The organism is Thiocystis minor (assembly GCF_016653465.1).
In the GTDB taxonomy this organism is placed as follows: domain Bacteria; phylum Pseudomonadota; class Gammaproteobacteria; order Chromatiales; family Chromatiaceae; genus Chromatium; species Chromatium minus.
Genome location: NZ_NHSQ01000026.1, coordinates 1 through 16869 on the forward strand (window position 1 = coordinate 1; position 16869 = coordinate 16869).

Sequence of the window (16869 nt, forward strand, 5' to 3'; positions counted from 1 at the left end):
GACCGGGGACTGAAGAAGATCCAGGCGATCTGCGCCGTCATGCGTAAGCTCCTGCACGCCATCCATGGCATGCTTAAGACCGGAAAACCGTTCGACGGGCAACGCTTCTATGTCCTTCCACAAGCGGCATGACTCATTCATGAATTTGATGGACAGGAGGCAAACAGGACTTGCGTCGGAACAGAGTATCTACAACAAATTGTGGCTCATCCGCTGGTTGAGGACTTATGGTATCCGCCGTGATAATTTACCTGGAATCCGGCCATGCGTTATCGCCGTGCCTACCACGCTGGGGCGACCTATTTCTTCACGGTCAATCTGGCCGATCGCTCGCTCCGCCTTCTGGTCGACCACATCGACGCTCTGCGCGATGCGGTCCGGCATGTGCGCCGTGACCATCCGTTTAAAATCATCGCCTGGGTGGTGTTACCTGATCATCTGCACGCCCTCTGGCAGTTGCCCGATGGCGACGCCGACTTTTCGACCCGCTGGGCGCTGATCAAGGCGAACTTCTCTCGCCGCGTTCCGACGGGCGAACGGATCCGCGACAGCCGTCGCCAGAAAGGCGAACGAGGCATTTGGCAACGACGCTTCTGGGAGCACCTGATCCGTGATGATCGGGATTTACAAATCCATGTCGACTACATCCATTTCAATCCGGTGAAACATGGTCATGCGCGCCGCGTCATCGACTGGGAGTATTCAACCTTTCATCATTATGTCCGTCTGGGCTGGGTGACGGCGGATTGGGGATGCGATGATGGGTTCGACGGCGATTTCGGCGAACGCTAGGCGCGCCAACGCTTGACCAGAACACCCCCGCGACATCAGGGCGTTTTGCGTTGCGCGGTTCCGAGGCGTCGGCGTGGGGTTCGATGGGTTTCGCTACCCCACCTATCCCCGTTGTCGTGTTCGTGTTCGACAACGACAACGATAATGGGATAGCCCGCGTAGGCATTGCAGGCCACAGGGTATCGGCGAAGCACGGTGTGTCAAATCGACTCGGGTTGCCGCGACTCAACCCTGAGGCGGATAATGCCCCCCGCGATATCCTGAAAGCGAGAGCAATCCAAGACGATGACTGGCGAACGGCAATTACTGAGCGGCGACGAGGCGGTCGCGCTGGCGGCACTGCACGCGGGGGTGCGATTGGGCACGGGCTATCCCGGCACCCCGTCCACCGAAATCCTTGAAACCTTCGACCAACTCGGCGGCCACGCGCAGTGGTCCCCGAACGAGAAGGTCGCCCTGGAGGTCGGGCTTGGCGCGGCCTTCGGCGGGGCGCGGACCCTGGTCACCATGAAGCATGTCGGTCTGAACGTGGCCGCCGACCCCCTGTTCACCGCCGCCTACACGGACATCGAAGGCGGTCTGATCGTAATCTCCGCCGACGACCCCGGTCTGGCCTCCAGCCAGAACGAGCAAGACAACCGCCATTATGCGCGCGCCGCCGCGCTGCCCATGCTCGAACCCGTCGATTCGCAGCAAGCCTACGATTTCACCTGGCTCGCCTTCGAGATCTCGGAACGCTGGAAAATCCCGGTGATCCTGCGTCTGACCACGCGCGTCTGTCATGCCAAGACGGTGGTGCATCCGCGCGCGGCCGTGTCCGATACCCCCGAGCCGAGCTTCGCGCGCAACATTCCGGCGCGGGTGATGATTCCGGCCTATGCCAAGCCCGCACACCAGCGGCTGCGCCAGAAACTGGCCGAGATCGCGGCTTGGAACGACGCCGAGGGGCCGATCCGACTCGACACAGGAAGTGCCGACCTCGGTATCGTCGCCACCGGCATCGCGGCGGTCCATGCCCGCGAGGCCGCGCCCAAGGCCAGTCAACTGACCATTGGACTGACCTACCCGCTCCCGCTCGGACGTATCCGCACCTTCGCCATGGGCGTGGAGCGTCTGGTGGCGATCGAGGAAGGCGATCCGATCCTGGCCGACTCGCTGCGCGCGGCCGGTATCCCTGTCGAGTGCAAACCGGAGATGTACCGCTTCGGCGAACTCAATGTGGCGCGAGTGCGCCGCATCCTGGCCGGCGATACCAGCCCCGAGCCGGTCCCGCCCAAGGGCAAGCCGCCGGAACTCTGCCAGGGCTGCTCGCACCGGGGCGTGTTCGAGGCGCTGCGCGACCTTGGCTGCATCGTGGCGGGCGACATCGGCTGCTACACGCTCGGCGTGCTGCCGCCCTTCTCGGCCATGGATACCTGCGTCTGCATGGGCGCGAGCATCGGGGTCGGGCTCGGGTTGCGGCATGTGCTGCCGGAGGCTCAGGCGCGGCGCGTGGTGAGCGTGATCGGGGATTCGACCTTCGTCCATTCCGGGATCACCGGTATCGCCGAGATGGTCTATAACCCCCCCGCCACCGGCCATGTGGTGCTGATTCTGGACAACGGGACCACCGCCATGACCGGCCAGCAGGAACATCCGGGCACCGGGCGTCTGCTCGATCATTCGCCGACCGGCAAGATCAGCTTCGAGGCGTTGGGGCGTGCGATGGGGGTCCAGAATGTCCATGTGGTGAACGCCCAGGACAAGGATCAGTCGCTCCAGGATCTGGTCGAAAGCCTGCTCACCAAATCCGAAACCTCGCTGGTGATCGCCCGTCAGCCCTGCGTGCTAGCCGCGCCCAAGATCCGCTTCTATGAAAAGGCCGCGGCCGAACGGATCTCTCCCTCAAGCTGCGCGGCGGATGGAGCGGGTCAATGAAGGTTAAAAATATCGTCATCGCCGGACTCGGCGGTCAGGGTGTGCTCAAGGCATCCGACATCCTCGCCGACGCGGCCTTTCGCGCCGGGTTCGATGTCAAGAAAAGCGAGCTGCACGGCATGAGCCAGCGCGGCGGGTCGGTGAGCAGCGACGTGCGCTACGGCGATGCCGTCCTCAGCCCCATGGTGCCGCCGGGCGAGGCCGATGTGCTGGTGGTGCTGGAAGAGACTCAGGTCGAGATCAACCGCCCGACGCTACGCGCGGGCGGCGTCCTGATCGGGCCGGACCTGCTCGATCCCGCCGCGCTCAAAAACAAGAAAAGCCTCAATGTCGCGCTGCTCGGCGCGGCCTCGACGGTGCTGGAGATTCCGCAAGAGCACTGGCTGGCCGCCATGCACGCCAATCTGGCCGAAAAACTCCATACGCTCAACGAACAGTCCTTCGCGCACGGACGCGCGGCGGCGCTGGCGCGGTCATCGACACAGTGACTTTGGCCGCATGAGCCACGATCAGAACTTCAAAAATCTGATCCTCGACTACCCGCGCGAGGCGATCGCCTTCTTTGCCGCCAGCGAAGCCGCCGCGTTGGATCGATCGGTGCGCATCCTGCCCGTTCGTCAGGAGCAATTGAAGGAACGTCTCGGCGAGCGGTTTCGCGAACTCGACGTCTCGATAAAAATGAACAGATCATTTATCAACAACGCTACGCGCAAGAGGCCGACACCATGAGCGGATTCGCAGAGAGATTCATCCAGCAGGGTGTTCAAGAAGGCGTTCAACAAGGCGTTCAACAGGGCATCCAACAAGGCGTTCAGCAAGGCGAGGCACGCCTGCTGCGGCGGTTATTAGCCAGCCGCTTTGGCGAGCTTCCGGAAGCGACCCTCCGGGCGATCGAGGTCGCCGATCCCGATACCCTACTGCAATGGTCGGATCGGGTATTGACCGCTCGCACCCTGGAAGACGTCGTGCATTGAGCAGACAAGCACATCATTTTTCCCCAAGCGCCTTGCCCATCGACAGCCTGACCACTGACCACTGACCACTGACAACTCGATCATGAGGACAGCATGCTGACAGAGCTTTGGAACGACGCCGAAGGCGGTTTCCACCCCGCCAGCGCCCCGGATTTCCTGCCCGCAACGGCGCTCAAAGAGGTCCAACTGCGCCGGCTGCGCGCGGTCGTGGCGCGTGCTTACAAGAATGTCGCGCTGTTCCGCACGCGCATGGAGGAACGCCGCCTGACGCCGGACGCGATCCACAGCCTCGCGGATATCCAGCGCCTGCCCTTCACGGTCAAGACCGATCTGCGCGACACCTATCCTTTCGGTCTGTTCGCCAGCCCCATGAGCGACGTGGTCCGTCTGCATGCCTCCTCCGGCACCACCGGCAAGCCAATCGTGGTCGCCTACACGCGCGAGGATATCGAGGTCTGGGCCGAAGTCATGGCGCGCACCTTCGCCGCCTGCGGACTGCATCGCGGGGACATCCTGCAGAACGCCTTTGGCTATGGACTCTTCACCGGCGGACTCGGCGCGCACTATGGCGGCGAGGCGCTGGGCGCGACTGTGATCCCGATCTCGGGCGGCAACACCGACCGTCAGATTATGCTGATCCGCGACTTTGGCGTATCGGCGCTCTGCTGCACGCCAAGCTATTTCACCCACATGATCGAGCGTGCCCGCGAACTGGGCGTCGATCTGCGCGATCTGCCGCTGCGCGTCGGCATCTTCGGCGCCGAGCCCTGGACCGACGGCATGCGCCGGCACATCGAGACCGAGGCCGGGATCAAGGCGTATGACATCTATGGTCTCTCCGAGATCATCGGCCCCGGCGTCGCAAGCGAATGTTCGGCCCAGGAAGGATTGCACCTCTTCGAGGATCATTTTTATCCCGAGATCATCGATCCCGAAACCGGCGAGGCACTGCCTGACGGCCAGGAAGGCGAGCTGGTGCTCACCACCCTGAGCAAGAAGGCGATGCCGATGATCCGCTATCGCACCCGCGACATCACATCGTTGATCACTGAGCCCTGCACTTGCGGACGTACGCTGAGACGCATGCGCCGCATCGGTCGGCGCTCCGACGATATGTTCATCATCCGCGGGGTCAACGTCTTTCCGTCGCAAGTGGAAGCGGCGCTGCTCGCGGTCGAGGGCACGCTGCCGCACTATCAGATCATTCTCACCCGCGATCAGGGGCTAGACCGCATGGCGGTCGAGGTCGAGGTCACGCCGGAGGTCTTCAGCGACCGGATCGGCGCGCTGGAGAACGTCCGCACCCGTCTGGCCCAAGCCATCGAGCATATCCTTGGCATCCGCGTCGAATTGCGACTGGTGGAGCCGCGCAGTATCGCCCGCAGCGAGGGGAAGGCGAAGCGGGTGATCGATCGGCGCAACGAGGGGGGATAGCGGGCAACTTAAGGTGATTTCCTGGAAACCGGATACCCACTGAAAGGCTGTCAATGGACAGGATTAACAGGATTTTTCAAGATTAACAGGATTACAAATAGTGATTGATAGAATCCTGTCCATCCTGCGAAACCCTGTTAATCCTGTCCATTCTTCAACTGTGCGCTCGCGGTTCAAACACGATTTAATGAGAATTCAGGATCATGAAACTGCAACAACTCTCGCTTTTCCTCGAAAATCGTCCCGGACGGCTCGATGCGCCGCTGGAGGCCATCGCCGCCGAGGGGATCAATATCCTCACGCTCTCCCTGGCCGATACCGCGCAGTTCGGCATCCTGCGTCTGATCGTGCGCGAATGGGACAAGGCCAAGCGCGTGCTGGAACAAGCAGGCTGGGTCGTGAATCTGACCGAGGTGGTGGCGGTCGATGTTTTGGATCGCCCCGGCGGACTGGCGACAGTGCTTAAGATTCTCGATGGGGCCGGACTGAATATCGAATACATGTACGCCTACTCGCTGCGCCGTGGCGACAAGGCCATCCTCATCTTCCGTTTCGAGGATCCGGACCGGGCGATTCAGGTACTGCTCGACCAGGGGCTGCATGTCGTCGATGGCGACGAGCTGATGAGCGTCGCCGCAGCTTAGATGAGTTCCTGAAAACACCCTACCCATAGAGAGGCGGTTCATGGACAGGATGAACAGGATATAAGCCATTGTGTTCTAAATCCTGTCCATTTACGGCGTTAATTTTTTTAGAAATATGCCCGGAAACCACCTTTAACCGCACACCGAATGAAGCGCGTCGTTGCAAGCGTCCGACGGGCGGCAGGCGTCTGCCGCCGTCGGAACGGACGCGGTTTCCCTGAAACACGAATCACGACCCTGGATCATGCCCGTACCCAACCCTAGCCCCGACCCAAGCCCCGACTGGTCAAGCGAACACCCCATCTGGAATCCGACGGCGGAGACCCTGCCGCGCGCCGCACGCGAGGCGCTGCAACTCGAACGTCTGCGCGCGCTGGTGGGCCGGGTCGCCCGCGTCCCCTTCTACCGCGATCTGTTCGCCCACCGCGAGATCGGACCGCACAGCATCCGCTCGCTGGCCGACCTCCGGCGGCTGCCCTTCACGACCAAGGACGACATGCGCCGTCAGCATCCGCTCGGCTTTCTCGCCGTGCCGCGCCGGGATCTGGCCCGCATTCACGGCTCGTCCGGCACTACCGGCAAGCCGACCTTCGTCGCCTACACCGCCGGGGATCTGCGCATCTGGTCCGAACTGTGCGCGCGGTTCCTGGTGGCCGGCGGACTGCGACCCGAACACACGACTCAGGTCGCCTTCGGCTACGGGCTCTTCACCGGCGGCTTCGGGCTGCACTATGGGATCGAGCGGGTCGGCGCGACCGTGATCCCGGCGGCGGCCGGCAACACCCGGCGTCAGATCGAGATCATGCGCGACCTGGACCCGGAGGTGCTAATCTGCACCCCGAGTTATGCCCTGACCATCGCCGACGCGGCGCGCGAACTCGGCATGGATCCGCGCGCCCTGCCGATCCGTTTCGGACACTTCGGCGGCGAGCCCTGGACCGAGGACATGCGTCGCGAGATCGAGGATCAGCTCGACATCGCCGCCTTCAACAATTACGGGCTGTCGGAGGTCATCGGGCCTGGGGTGAGCGGCGAATGCGCGGCGCGCACCGGGATGCATCTTCAGGAAGATCACTTTCTCGTCGAGTGCCTGGACCCGGAAACCCTGGAACCGGTCCCCGAGGGCGAACCCGGCGAACTGGTCATCACCACCCTGACCCGCGAGGCGATGCCGATGATCCGCTACCGCACGCGCGACATCGCACGACTGTACCGCGAACCCTGTCCCTGTGGACGCACCACCACCCGCATGAGCCGGGTTGCCGGGCGCACCGACGATATGCTGATCATCCGCGGCGTCAACGTTTTCCCGTCGCAGATCGAGGAGGCGCTGCTGCGGGTGGAGGGAACGACGCCCCATTATTTGATCGAAGTGAGCCGTCCAGGTACGCTGGACGAAGTTCACGTCAAGGTCGAAATCCATCCGGAAATCTTCTCCGACCGCATGGATCGCATGCAAGCCGTGTGCGAGCGCATCAGCCGCGAGATTCAGACCGTCGCCGGCATCCGCGCCCATGTCGATCTGGTCGAACCGCGCAGCATCGAGCGTTTCGTCGGCAAGGCGCGACGGGTTCTCGATACACGCGGCCTGAGCGAGCGGGACTCCTGAATCGTCACTCTTCACCACACTCACGAGGAATCACCATGACCACCCGCTTTTCTGGCTCCACGAACGCGTATTCGCGCATTCGGGGCATGCGACTGACCCTGGCGGTCCTGCTCGCCTCACTCCTGAACCTGTCCGCCGTCCTGGCCAGCGACGAGGGCGTCTATCTTGAGACGCTCAATCGCAGCACCGGACTGATGGGCGAGGCGCCCCAGGAGGAATTAAGCAAGACCTACCTGGCCCACGACAAGATGAAAGTGGCCAGTTCAGAGACCGAAGGGACCGACATGATTCTGGATCCGGCGACCGGCACCATGACCTTCATCAATCATGCCGCCAAGCAGTATTACACAATCAATATCGCCAGCGTGAAGGAAGGCATGTCCCAGCCGGGCATGGAGCAGATGCGCGCCATGGTCGCGGAAACCAAAATCACGGTTCAGGACACCGGAGAAACCAAGAAAATTGGCGACTGGCACTGTCGGAAATACCTGGTTTCCAAGACCGGCATGATGGGCATCGAGCAAGAGGTCTGGGCGACCGAGGAGGTCGATTTCGACGTGAACCGTTTCACCGACATGATGAGCCTGTCGGGTCCGGACGGACTGCTAGCGAACTCGCCCGAGGGCGCCGCCCAACAGGCCGAGATGGCGAAGATCAAGGGCTATCCCATCCTGACTAAGACCAAGATGCAGATGATGGGTTCGTCGATGGAATCCGAAAGCGAGGTCAAGGTTATTCGCAAGGAGGCCATGCCGACCTCGCTGTTTGACATTCCCGAAGGTTATACCGAACGGGAAATGGGCAAGGGAATGGGGGCGGCAATGCCCGGCCCCGCCGCGCATCCCTAATCTTGAAAAGAGCAGTTAGCCACCAGCCGCCAGCCGTTGTTTTATCGATGTTTTCGCTGATCAAGCCCTTCCCCCGATGGGTGAAATCTGACAAGCGAGGCGCGATGGCCAAACGTCTGATTCAAAAAAGCTGGCCGCTGGAGGCTGGAAGCTGACAGCTCTTTTTAGATAAGCCCCTGGCGCGCGATGGATTCAAGTTGCAGCCGATCGTATTTTCCCGAGGGAAGCAACGGCAGCCGCTCCAGCCGACGAAACTCCCGAGGGCGTTCGGAACCGGACAACCGCTGACCGCACCAGCGTTCAAGACTGGATTCGTCGATCTCGCCGCGATAGAGCGCGACCAGCCGATGCCCCCAGACGTCGTCATCCAGACCCACCACGACGACTTCACTGACACCCTCCGCCTCGTGCAGTACCGCTTCGACGCGGGCCAGCGAGACATTGTTGCCGCCGATCACCCGAAGATCGTCCGCGCGGCCCAACACCTTCAGTTGACCATCGTCGGCCAGGCAGGCGAGATCGGCGGTCTCGAACCAACCATCCTCCAGACCCTGCCCCGGTTGACGATCCGGATTCGCATAGCCGGCCATCACCATGGCCCCGCGAATCCGCAGACGCGCGGGCGGCGACGCGCAATCCGGCGCCGCGACCTGAATCCCCGGCAGCAACCGACCCACCAGCCCGGACTCCGGCGCCGTGCCGGTCAGACGCTCGGTCGTGGCGATCTGGGTCGCGGTCTCGGTCATGCCATAGGTGAGATGAATCGGCCAGCCCGCGTCCAGCGTGCGCTGGACCAGGGACCGACTGGTCGCCTGCCCTCCCACCAGGAGCACGCGCAGTTGGGGCGGCGGGGTCGGATCGAGATCCAGCAGACGCGCCAGCATCGGCGGCACCAGCGAGAGATGGGTGACGGGACGCGCGCGCAGATCGGCCATCACCGCTGGTGCCGCGAATCCCTCGTGTAGCAAGAGGGTCGCGCCAGCCAGCGCGCAGCGATAGCCGATGGAGAGGCCGCCGACATGACTCAGACGCAGACAGGTTAGCCAGAGATCGCCCGGCGCCAGACCCAGTTGCGCGTTGACCGCCAGCGCCGAGGCGAGAAGATTGTCGGCGGACAGCATCGCGACCTTGGGCAATCCGCTGCTTCCGCTGGTCTTGATCAGGAGCGCGATGGAGTCAGCCGCATCGCCAGATCTGGCCGTGCCGCAACCGGTCGGAAGCAGTCGCTCCGAGTCCGGATGCCAGCGCCACTCGGTCCCGGTCATGCCGGCGAGTGTCCGCCATTCGGTCTCGGCGGTTCCGGTTCGATAGGGAAAGATCGCGGCCCCGATACGAGCAAGCGCGAGTTGCATCAGGAGCAGATCCAGACCCGGCGAGTCGGGGGCCAGCACCGCCTGATTCGCGCCCAAGCCTTGAGCCCGCAGCGTGTCGACGCGGCGCGCCAGACGCGTGGAGAGTTCCAGATTGTCCCAGGCGTCGGCGCCCCGGAGGAAGGCGATCCCAGGTCCGGAACGCCAGGGCACATCCGCGAAGTCGGAAACGGCGATCATGCGAGGCGACCATCCGTACTGAGGTTCGGATCAAGATTGGTGCCATGCGACAAATCGCCGCCAACCGATCCGATCCGGGACACTTGACTACCAGCGCACCTCGAAGACGCAGCGATGCGCATGATTGGCCTGGCAGGCGATTTCCGTGACAACGGCTTTGCGATGGACCAAGCTGCGAAACAGCCGCTCGAAGGTTCCGGCGTAATAATCGCAGAGCGGCTCGGTAGCCGTGGCGCCTCGGCAGATCGGGGAGTTGGTGACTAAAAGCCTGGGTGGATATTTTGGGTCGGCGTCGAAAACCCCGGTTCCGACGAAGGTCCAGGAGTTACGGCGAATCGCCTTGACCAGCGCCGGACAGGCCATGCCTGCCGGCAGAATGGCGAGCAGTCTCTGGACGGAACGAGGAATGCGATTGGCAAGCAGATAATCGCCGGTGCGCAGCCCCGCATCGCGCGAGACGGAACGCGCCATGGGGATGCCGAACTGCTCGCGCAGCGCACTCTGCAAGGCGACCACTTCGCCTTCATCGATCATCTCGGTCGGCATCGCGTCGAGATAGCGGGCAAGCCCGGCCGCGGTGAAAAGTTCCGTCACGGCCCCTTGGCCCTGAGATTCCCGCATGGCCTCGGCAACGCGGATGATGGCGTTTGGACCGATGCGTCCCTGATGCGCGGCAGCGATCATGACGGCAACCTGAAGCGCCACTGGCAGCTTCCCCATTCGAGGAAGGCGTCCTGTTCCGCGCAGAGACCGCGCAGCAGATAGCGACCTTCGGGGGTCACCCGAATGCCATCCGGGGAAACCTCGACGAGACCATATCCGGCATTGTCGCAGAGACGATCATAGTCCTGTTCAAGATCCGCCGCCGAACTGGCGGGTAGTTGCAGATTACACATGAGATAGAGAACCGCCTCCCGACGACGCCGATCCGAGTCACTTAGCCGGCGCCCCCAGGCGACCGGAAACCGGTGATTATTTAACTGACTGTGCCACTCCTTGAGATCCGATTCGTTCTGGACCAGGGCACCGCCGATCTCTCCGATGCCACTCGGTCCAAAGGCCAGAACCTGTTTTGCCGGCATCGGAGTATAGCCGATCGCATTGCGGTGCAGACGCCCCTCGGCTTGCGCATTGGCCAACTCGTCGGTCTCGCGCACGAAGACATCCAGACCGACCCAGCGATAACCCGCCTCGGTGAACGAGTGGACAGCATCATGAAAAAGCGCCAGCTTTTCAGCGGCGCTCGGGAGATGATCGGCATTGATGGCATGTTGATGCGGCCGCCGCGAAGGGTCATGCGCATAGCTGAAGCAGGCGACCCGATCCGGGCTCAGATCGAGAATCTGATCCAGGGTCGACTGAAAACCCTTCGGGGTTTGAAAAGGCAGGCCGTAGACCAGATCGAGGTTGATACTCTGAAATCCGGTTTCGCGCGCGGTCTGGAAGACATCCCGCACCATACTGAGCGACTGCACCCGACCGATCGCGCGCTGCACGTCGGCATTGAGGTCTTGCACGCCGAAGCTGATCCGGCGAAAGCCCAACCCGTACAACAGTTCCAATTGACCGGCGGAGGAACGCCGCGGATTGCACTCGATCGAGGTACAGGCATTGGGAGCGATCGTGAAGTGACGCTCCACGATCTCCATCAAACGGGCCAGTTGAGGCTCGTTGAGATGATTTGGCGTGCCTCCGCCAACATGCAACTGATTGATTTTTCGACCTCGACCGATGAGATCGGTCACCATGGCCATCTCGAACTCAAGCGCGTCGAGATAGCGATCGACCTTCTCCAGGCTATGCGTGACCGTGGTATCGCAGGCGCAATAGAGACATCGCACATGACAGAAGGGGACATGCACATAGACGGCAAGCTGTTCCTCCGGCCGTTGCCGGAGGTCGCTCAGCACTTCCCGATACTGCGCATCGCTGAAGGCGTTGTCTCCGAGGAGATCCGACGCCGACAAGGTGCACCCAAGAGGCGAATGGCCATACCGCTCAAGGAGCTCAAGCGGAAGACTGGAAGGTAGGGGAGGCGCCATGGTCGAAACCCGCTTAGTCAGGTTGTACCGCTGTCATCTTCGGCATGGTCACGGTCCTGCAAACCGGGACCGAAGCGACACCGCTCAGTTCGGACTCGTCGACCCGCAGATCGTCGGGCGCACCGCAGACGGCGAGTTTGACCGGAGTGCCCCTGGAGTTCATGTCCGCCGCAAGATCCGGGCGATCCCGCTTCAATTGCGCGATTTCATCCATCGTCAAGACCTTGGAGGCATCGAATCCGAGATCGACCTCGGCGGACATCCCGTTCATCTTGAGTCTTCCAAGATCGTAGAATTTCTTCGATGCCGTCGTCTTCGCGAACGCCTTGAGACAGCCCAGCATATAGCGCCGCTTGAACTTGTCCTTGATCCAAGGGTAGCTGAGGAAGCTCTTGAGCATGTAAAACCGGGCGTAATTTTTCAGCACGCCCTTCAGTACCTGCTCGCGCGTCATGAATTCCGGCTTCATGATCGGTGTCACGAAATTATACTTCGAGAAATCGCGAACCTCCACCTTGTCGCCAAGTTCCTCGAAGAGTTCGGCGAATGGCCAGGGCGTGAACATGTTCCAGTTGGCCATGTCGGCCTTCCAGTCCTGGGCCAGTTGGTAGGTTTCCTCGATGGTTTCCGGGGTCTCGTTTTCGAGGCCCATGATGAACTGCACCTCGGCCACAATCCCCGCATCCTTGAGCAGTTTGACGGCAAGCTTGTTTTGCTCGACGGTCGTCTGCTTGCGGAAGGTATCCAGATTCAACTGTGAGACCGCCTCGGTTCCCAACGAGACATGGACCAGTCCTGCCTTGCGATAGAAGGGGAGCAGGTCGCGATCGCGCATGATGTCGGTCACGCGGGTATTGATGCCCCAATAGAGCGGTAAATCACGCTTGATCAGTTCGTCGCACAGGGCGATGAACTTTTTCTGGAAAATGGTGGGCTCCTCGTCGGCGAGGATCATGAAGCCGACATTGTAGTCGCGCACCAGGGTTTCGACCTCGTCGACGAATTTTCTGGGGTCGCGATGACGGTATTTGCGCCAGAATTTCCATTGCGAACAGAAGCGGCAGGTAAAAGGACAGCCGCGCGCGAAGTTCGGTACGGCCACGCGGCAATTCAGCGGGGTATAGATATAGCGGTCCCAGTTCAGCAGGGACCAGTCCGGCGTCAGGGTATCGAGATCCTCGATCACCGGATGCGCGGGCGTGGCGACCACCTGTCCTTCGTCATCGATGAAAGAGATCCCCCAGATCTTGTGACGCGCCTCGCGGTGCGTGCCGTCTTCGATCGCCTTCAGCAGCGCAACCGCGATCTCCTCGCCCTCGCCGCGGACGATATAGTCGATCCAGGGCGCCTCGCCCAGCACCTGCGTATACATGAAAGTCGCATGGATGCCGCCGAGCACGGTGATCGTGTCCGGATTCACCTCTTTGGCGAGTTGCAGCGTGGTTTGAGCCTTGTAGATCTGAGGCGTGATGGCGGTGGCCAGGACGATATCGGGTTTATTGGCGCGGATAATCTCGCGCAGCTTGTCGTCGGGGATATCGTCGGTCATGGCGTCGACGAAGCGAACATTATCCATGCCCGCCTGTTTCAATGCACCGCCGATGTAGGCCACCCAGCCAGGGGGCCAGTTTCCCGCAATCTCCGCGCCACCGCAGTGATAGTTGGGCTGGATCATCAATATACGCATGGCTATACCTCAGGAACGGGTCAAACGGGATGCGGAGCGGTTCGGCATTGGCAACCATGAACGGCAGGCTGATTCAAGGCCGGTACGGACTTGTCTTATCAGGCCCAGAGCCGCTGTGACAGAGGCCAGGGCTCGTCCGGCGATGCTTCGAAGGCGATCGTACTCCGCGGATCACTCATGAGTTGGCCGGGAGACGGCGGCCGCCAATCTAGGCGAGACGGTAGCCGATTCCCGAGCAAGCTTATATGATTAAGGTCAAGGTGGCCGTGAATTCGGCAGTCAACAGCGCCTATCATGACCCGGAAGTGGGCCTGAAGGATAGTGCCAAGGTTCGGTTTGCGAGCGTCGATGACTGGAAAAACGCCGCCGAATACCCCTCACGCTCCAGTCGCCATCCCAATACGGCTGCGTTTAATTCGCTGGCGCGTTTGCGGCAACGTCGTCTTGGTCCTCGTCGTGGCGCAGTGCGAGAGGGTTGCGCATACCTCGTTCTCGCCAGGATCGCTGGGCGGACGTCCCGAATCCCGCGCGTCGGGTGGCTCGCGCGGCGGCAACGCCCAGGCCCAGAGCGCCTCGTCGGGCAGCGGCAACACGAGTAGCCAGTGCTCCAGAATCGCCAGCGCCAGCAGAGTCGCCACCAGAGTCAGGCCGACAACCTCGGAACCGTCCCCATCGGGGGCGGACACCCTGAGCACGATCAAAACGACCAGAATCGTCGGCAAGGTCACGGAGACCGGAAACAGCAGATTCATCCCGCGCTTTGACATATAGGTCTTCAGATAGCGAAGGTGTTCGGGGAGCCAGTTCTCATTCAGGTTGGGAACGCCCAGGAACAGATTCAATTTCGCGCTCCAGCGCATCAGCCAGAGCACGACAAAGGTCCAGGCGCCAACCTGATTAGGTTCGCCCCAGGAGATTGCGATCAGGATCAAGCCCGTCGTCATGATGGCCAGTTCATGATACAGACTGGTCATGATGGCCAGCCTGAAACGCCGCCATGGAGTGCAGCCTTCCGGACAGGGAATTTTGCGCGGACCCGTTGCGTAGCCGGTGAAATAACTCATTTCGAGCACGCCCCAGATGACCAGTCCGCAGGTGAAGGCGAGATAATTCATGGCGATGCTCGTGGAGGTGCTACTCACGAACAGACCGAAGATCGCGACTGCCAGGACCGCCGATCCACCCAGCAGGGTCCAGCGAAAGGTTCGTCCAGGCAGATTATCGAGATAGAGCACGACACCGGTGCTGAACCACCAGAGACCCAGCGCATAGAGGATCGGGAAACCGACGTCAGACATGGATTAGGCCCAATGCTGGTATTGCTTCGGACCCGAACCCGAACCCGCGCGAGCCGATGGAATAAATCGTCATCGTCAACCGTCGTTGTCTCTTAGGTTTGCACGCGCGAGCGGACTTTCGCCGGCGTCGAATCAATGAAAAGTCAGCGGGGTGGAGCGGGAAGCGCTGGCAGGAGCGGTTCAAATGCGGCCTGATTGGTGGCGCCATAGGCCTTCAGTTCGAGTTGAATGCCGGTAATCGGATCCTTCAGAGTCAGATCGCCGCTTTCTCGACGCGCCAGATGAAAGGGTTCCGAGAGATCGGCCTGATAGCCTTTGCGTTGACGCTCCATGCTTCTCAAAACGCCCCGAATGAAACCGCCCTCCCCTGGCGGCAGGGTTTGGACCAGAACGTCGGTCTCGACATCGTAGACCGCGAGCCCTCCGTCGGCGAGATCCAGAAACTTAATCTCGCGCACCTGCGCCTCGGGCGTGAGCGGCGCCAGTTCCATTTTCGTGCCCGTGAGGCGCGCAATACCGATCATCAGGATAATGAAACCCAACATGGCCGCCATGGCGATCAGCACCCCCTTGGGGAAAGGGCGATTACTAAATGCATCACTCAATGTCAGACCTCGTCAGGATACGGTTTCGCGTTGAGAGATTAGCGGAGGGCCTGACAAATCCTCGTCATCGTTCTCGCTTCGAGCAGACTCAGTGGACTGTTCCGAGTACGCATTCAGCGCATCCGCCAGAATCACCGCGACCTTGTCCGCGTCCGGAATCGCTCGGAGCATGGGCTGAGGTGGAGAAAAATGCCAGGGGCGCACATGCGGCCAGAAGATAATGTAGGACGGATGCGCCGTTTTTGCCAGGAGCAAGGGGATATCGCCCGTGCCATCCCGATAGAGCTTCAGATCGGCCGAACGAATCTGCTTGAAGGGAAGATTCATGATCACCTGAAGCGCGACGCCGACCCGCATCACAACGCGTTGGTTCGTAATGGTATAGACGGTCGCGCGACTCATCGCCCAGCCGAGAAACGCCAACGCGCCCACGGCAAGCAAGCCTAACACCAGAATCCAGAGCACGCCCATCAGGGCACTCGCCGCGGACGAGTCCGCAGACCAGTCTTCGGCGATACGCCAGACCGCGAGCACCACAAAATAAATCGCGACGATCCGAAGATGAAAGACACTCCGCGCCAGAGCAGTCCAGCGCGGAGCACCCTGCCAAAGCATCTTCTCACCAGCCGGAAGATGCTCGGGCAAACCTCGAACGGGCTCGAAGTCGTGTTCCTTTACCGCTTCCTTCACAGTAAGGGCTCAATACGTTCCGGTGTTGCATACAGTTTGCCAGCGCCGTAATAGGCACACACTTTATCTTCATCATAGAGTGTGATGTGGTCCGGATTGGACAGGGACGGGACATTGGCAAAATGGGCGGCGCGAAGCGCAAGAACCTTGATTTTACGAGCCTTTTTGTCGAACTTACAGAAGTTGATCGGCAACAGCGCCTGTTTTCCGCCCTGCGCGACCTTCATTTCGAGATAGCGGATCTGCGGCTCGGAGCGATCGACCCAGACATCGGTCACGGTGCCGCCAACCTCGCCGTCAAGCCCGATGACCGTCATGCCGCGCGGATCCGGCTCGCCTTCCGCGATGGAGAAATCCTTCGCAACGCGCAAGGGCACAATCTTTTTCTCGCCTTCGTGGGTCAGATCCGGATGTTTTTCACGATTCGGAGAAGAGCCAGGTCCAACTTGGGCCAGCATTGGATCGCCGATGGGATCCAGCGGAGCACCTGGGAAGGGGGCGGAGGGCTTCGCCTTGATATCGGTATCCAGGGGCTCTGGACGGGGCGCCAGGACGGAGCCTCCGTTATGCGGAAGCACGAAGGTCTTGGGACTCGGGATGTCAGGAAAACCGACAACCTTGACCCGTCCGCCAGAACGATCGGTCCGGCTGGACTCCAGCGGATAGCCCTCGCGCTTGTCCTCGGCGTGGAGATAAATGACAAGTGCGGCAAAAAAGAACCAGAACACCCAGATCGAGAGTTGGGCAACGTCGATATATTCAGTGATGGCAGCAGACAT

Annotated in this window: 17 protein-coding genes; 9 read left to right on the top strand and 8 right to left on the bottom strand. The window is 61.2% G+C overall.

The genetic code is table 11. The features are described 5' to 3' along the window. Window positions 1-264 precede the first annotated feature (264 nt). From CCR95_RS01360 to CCR95_RS01395, 9 genes are all read left to right on the top strand, one after another. Window positions 265-792: an REP-associated tyrosine transposase gene (locus CCR95_RS01360; RefSeq protein WP_201091200.1), complete on the top strand. Its 528-nt coding sequence runs from the start codon at window positions 265-267 to the stop codon at window positions 790-792. Window positions 793-1077: 285 nt separating this feature from the next. Then, on the top strand, window positions 1078-2709 hold the full coding sequence (locus CCR95_RS01365) for a thiamine pyrophosphate-dependent enzyme (protein WP_201091202.1): 1632 nt from the start codon (window positions 1078-1080) through the stop codon (window positions 2707-2709). Further along, window positions 2706-3197 carry a 2-oxoacid:acceptor oxidoreductase family protein gene (locus CCR95_RS01370; protein WP_201091204.1) on the top strand — a complete coding sequence of 164 codons (492 nt, stop codon included), beginning with the start codon at window positions 2706-2708 and terminating at the stop codon, window positions 3195-3197. Before CCR95_RS01365 ends, CCR95_RS01370 begins: the two co-directional genes overlap by 4 nt. 10 nt (window positions 3198-3207) lie before the next feature. Further along, a complete protein-coding gene (locus CCR95_RS26220; RefSeq protein WP_420825638.1) occupies window positions 3208-3438 on the top strand; it encodes a hypothetical protein in 231 nt (76 codons plus the stop codon). After that, window positions 3435-3683, top strand: a complete 249-nt coding sequence (locus CCR95_RS26225; RefSeq protein WP_420825639.1) for a DUF4351 domain-containing protein — start codon at window positions 3435-3437, stop codon at window positions 3681-3683. Before CCR95_RS26220 ends, CCR95_RS26225 begins: the two co-directional genes overlap by 4 nt. A gap of 93 nt (window positions 3684-3776) precedes the next feature. Next, window positions 3777-5117, top strand: a complete 1341-nt coding sequence (locus CCR95_RS01380; RefSeq protein ID WP_201091206.1) for a phenylacetate--CoA ligase family protein — start codon at window positions 3777-3779, stop codon at window positions 5115-5117. Window positions 5118-5320: 203 nt separating this feature from the next. Beyond that, window positions 5321-5761 (top strand): ACT domain-containing protein, encoded by a 441-nt coding sequence (locus CCR95_RS01385; RefSeq protein WP_201091208.1) that lies wholly within the window; start codon window positions 5321-5323, stop codon window positions 5759-5761. Window positions 5762-6005: 244 nt separating this feature from the next. Next, the gene (locus CCR95_RS01390; protein WP_201091210.1) at window positions 6006-7370 is read left to right on the top strand and encodes a phenylacetate--CoA ligase family protein; all 1365 of its coding nucleotides are present in this window, start codon (window positions 6006-6008) and stop codon (window positions 7368-7370) included. Between the two features lie 35 nt (window positions 7371-7405). Further along, complete coding sequence (locus CCR95_RS01395) at window positions 7406-8218, top strand: DUF4412 domain-containing protein (RefSeq protein ID WP_201091212.1); 813 nt, start codon at window positions 7406-7408, stop codon at window positions 8216-8218. 164 nt (window positions 8219-8382) lie between these two features. On the opposite strand, the gene CCR95_RS01400 is transcribed toward CCR95_RS01395, so the two are convergent. The 8 genes from CCR95_RS01400 to puhA all read right to left on the bottom strand — a co-directional run bounded on the left by CCR95_RS01400 (window position 8383) and on the right by puhA (window position 16869). Then, entirely contained in the window at window positions 8383-9768 is a 1386-nt protein-coding gene (locus CCR95_RS01400; protein WP_201091213.1) for an AMP-binding protein, read from the bottom strand. 87 nt (window positions 9769-9855) lie between these two features. Then, entirely contained in the window at window positions 9856-10488 is a 633-nt protein-coding gene (gene bchJ, locus CCR95_RS01405) for a bacteriochlorophyll 4-vinyl reductase (protein WP_242522990.1), read from the bottom strand. Beyond that, on the bottom strand, window positions 10449-11735 hold the full coding sequence (hemN, locus tag CCR95_RS01410) for an oxygen-independent coproporphyrinogen III oxidase (RefSeq protein ID WP_338115320.1): 1287 nt from the start codon (window positions 11733-11735) through the stop codon (window positions 10449-10451). Before hemN ends, bchJ begins: the two co-directional genes overlap by 40 nt. Window positions 11736-11823: 88 nt before the next feature. Next, window positions 11824-13497, bottom strand: a complete 1674-nt coding sequence (gene bchE, locus CCR95_RS01415; RefSeq protein ID WP_201091216.1) for a magnesium-protoporphyrin IX monomethyl ester anaerobic oxidative cyclase — start codon at window positions 13495-13497, stop codon at window positions 11824-11826. 377 nt (window positions 13498-13874) lie between these two features. After that, a complete protein-coding gene (gene puhE / locus CCR95_RS01420) occupies window positions 13875-14795 on the bottom strand; it encodes a putative photosynthetic complex assembly protein PuhE (protein ID WP_201091217.1) in 921 nt (306 codons plus the stop codon). A 143-nt stretch (window positions 14796-14938) separates the two neighbouring features. After that, on the bottom strand, window positions 14939-15400 hold the full coding sequence (gene puhC / locus CCR95_RS01425; RefSeq protein ID WP_201091218.1) for a photosynthetic complex assembly protein PuhC: 462 nt from the start codon (window positions 15398-15400) through the stop codon (window positions 14939-14941). A 12-nt stretch (window positions 15401-15412) separates the two neighbouring features. Further along, window positions 15413-16090: a photosynthetic complex putative assembly protein PuhB gene (gene puhB / locus CCR95_RS01430; protein WP_201091219.1), complete on the bottom strand. Its 678-nt coding sequence runs from the start codon at window positions 16088-16090 to the stop codon at window positions 15413-15415. Next, entirely contained in the window at window positions 16087-16869 is a 783-nt protein-coding gene (gene puhA / locus CCR95_RS01435; protein ID WP_201091220.1) for a photosynthetic reaction center subunit H, read from the bottom strand. The genes puhB and puhA overlap by 4 nt, the downstream gene beginning before the upstream one ends.

What these genes read in the sequence shown, in the direction of transcription:
- puhA (WP_201091220.1), bottom strand. Translation starts at nt 16,869, where the DNA reads ATGTCTGCTGCCATCACTGAATATATCGACGTTGCCCAACTCTCGATC.
- CCR95_RS01385 (WP_201091208.1), top strand. Translation starts at nt 5,321, where the DNA reads ATGAAACTGCAACAACTCTCGCTTTTCCTCGAAAATCGTCCCGGACGG.
- CCR95_RS01365 (WP_201091202.1), top strand. Translation starts at nt 1,078, where the DNA reads ATGACTGGCGAACGGCAATTACTGAGCGGCGACGAGGCGGTCGCGCTG.
- CCR95_RS01360 (WP_201091200.1), top strand. Translation starts at nt 265, where the DNA reads ATGCGTTATCGCCGTGCCTACCACGCTGGGGCGACCTATTTCTTCACG.
- CCR95_RS26225 (WP_420825639.1), top strand. Translation starts at nt 3,435, where the DNA reads ATGAGCGGATTCGCAGAGAGATTCATCCAGCAGGGTGTTCAAGAAGGC.
- CCR95_RS26220 (WP_420825638.1), top strand. Translation starts at nt 3,208, where the DNA reads ATGAGCCACGATCAGAACTTCAAAAATCTGATCCTCGACTACCCGCGC.
- CCR95_RS01390 (WP_201091210.1), top strand. Translation starts at nt 6,006, where the DNA reads ATGCCCGTACCCAACCCTAGCCCCGACCCAAGCCCCGACTGGTCAAGC.
- CCR95_RS01400 (WP_201091213.1), bottom strand. Translation starts at nt 9,768, where the DNA reads ATGATCGCCGTTTCCGACTTCGCGGATGTGCCCTGGCGTTCCGGACCT.
- CCR95_RS01370 (WP_201091204.1), top strand. Translation starts at nt 2,706, where the DNA reads ATGAAGGTTAAAAATATCGTCATCGCCGGACTCGGCGGTCAGGGTGTG.
- bchE (WP_201091216.1), bottom strand. Translation starts at nt 13,497, where the DNA reads ATGCGTATATTGATGATCCAGCCCAACTATCACTGCGGTGGCGCGGAG.
- puhE (WP_201091217.1), bottom strand. Translation starts at nt 14,795, where the DNA reads ATGTCTGACGTCGGTTTCCCGATCCTCTATGCGCTGGGTCTCTGGTGG.
- CCR95_RS01380 (WP_201091206.1), top strand. Translation starts at nt 3,777, where the DNA reads ATGCTGACAGAGCTTTGGAACGACGCCGAAGGCGGTTTCCACCCCGCC.
- bchJ (WP_242522990.1), bottom strand. Translation starts at nt 10,488, where the DNA reads ATGGGGAAGCTGCCAGTGGCGCTTCAGGTTGCCGTCATGATCGCTGCC.
- CCR95_RS01395 (WP_201091212.1), top strand. Translation starts at nt 7,406, where the DNA reads ATGACCACCCGCTTTTCTGGCTCCACGAACGCGTATTCGCGCATTCGG.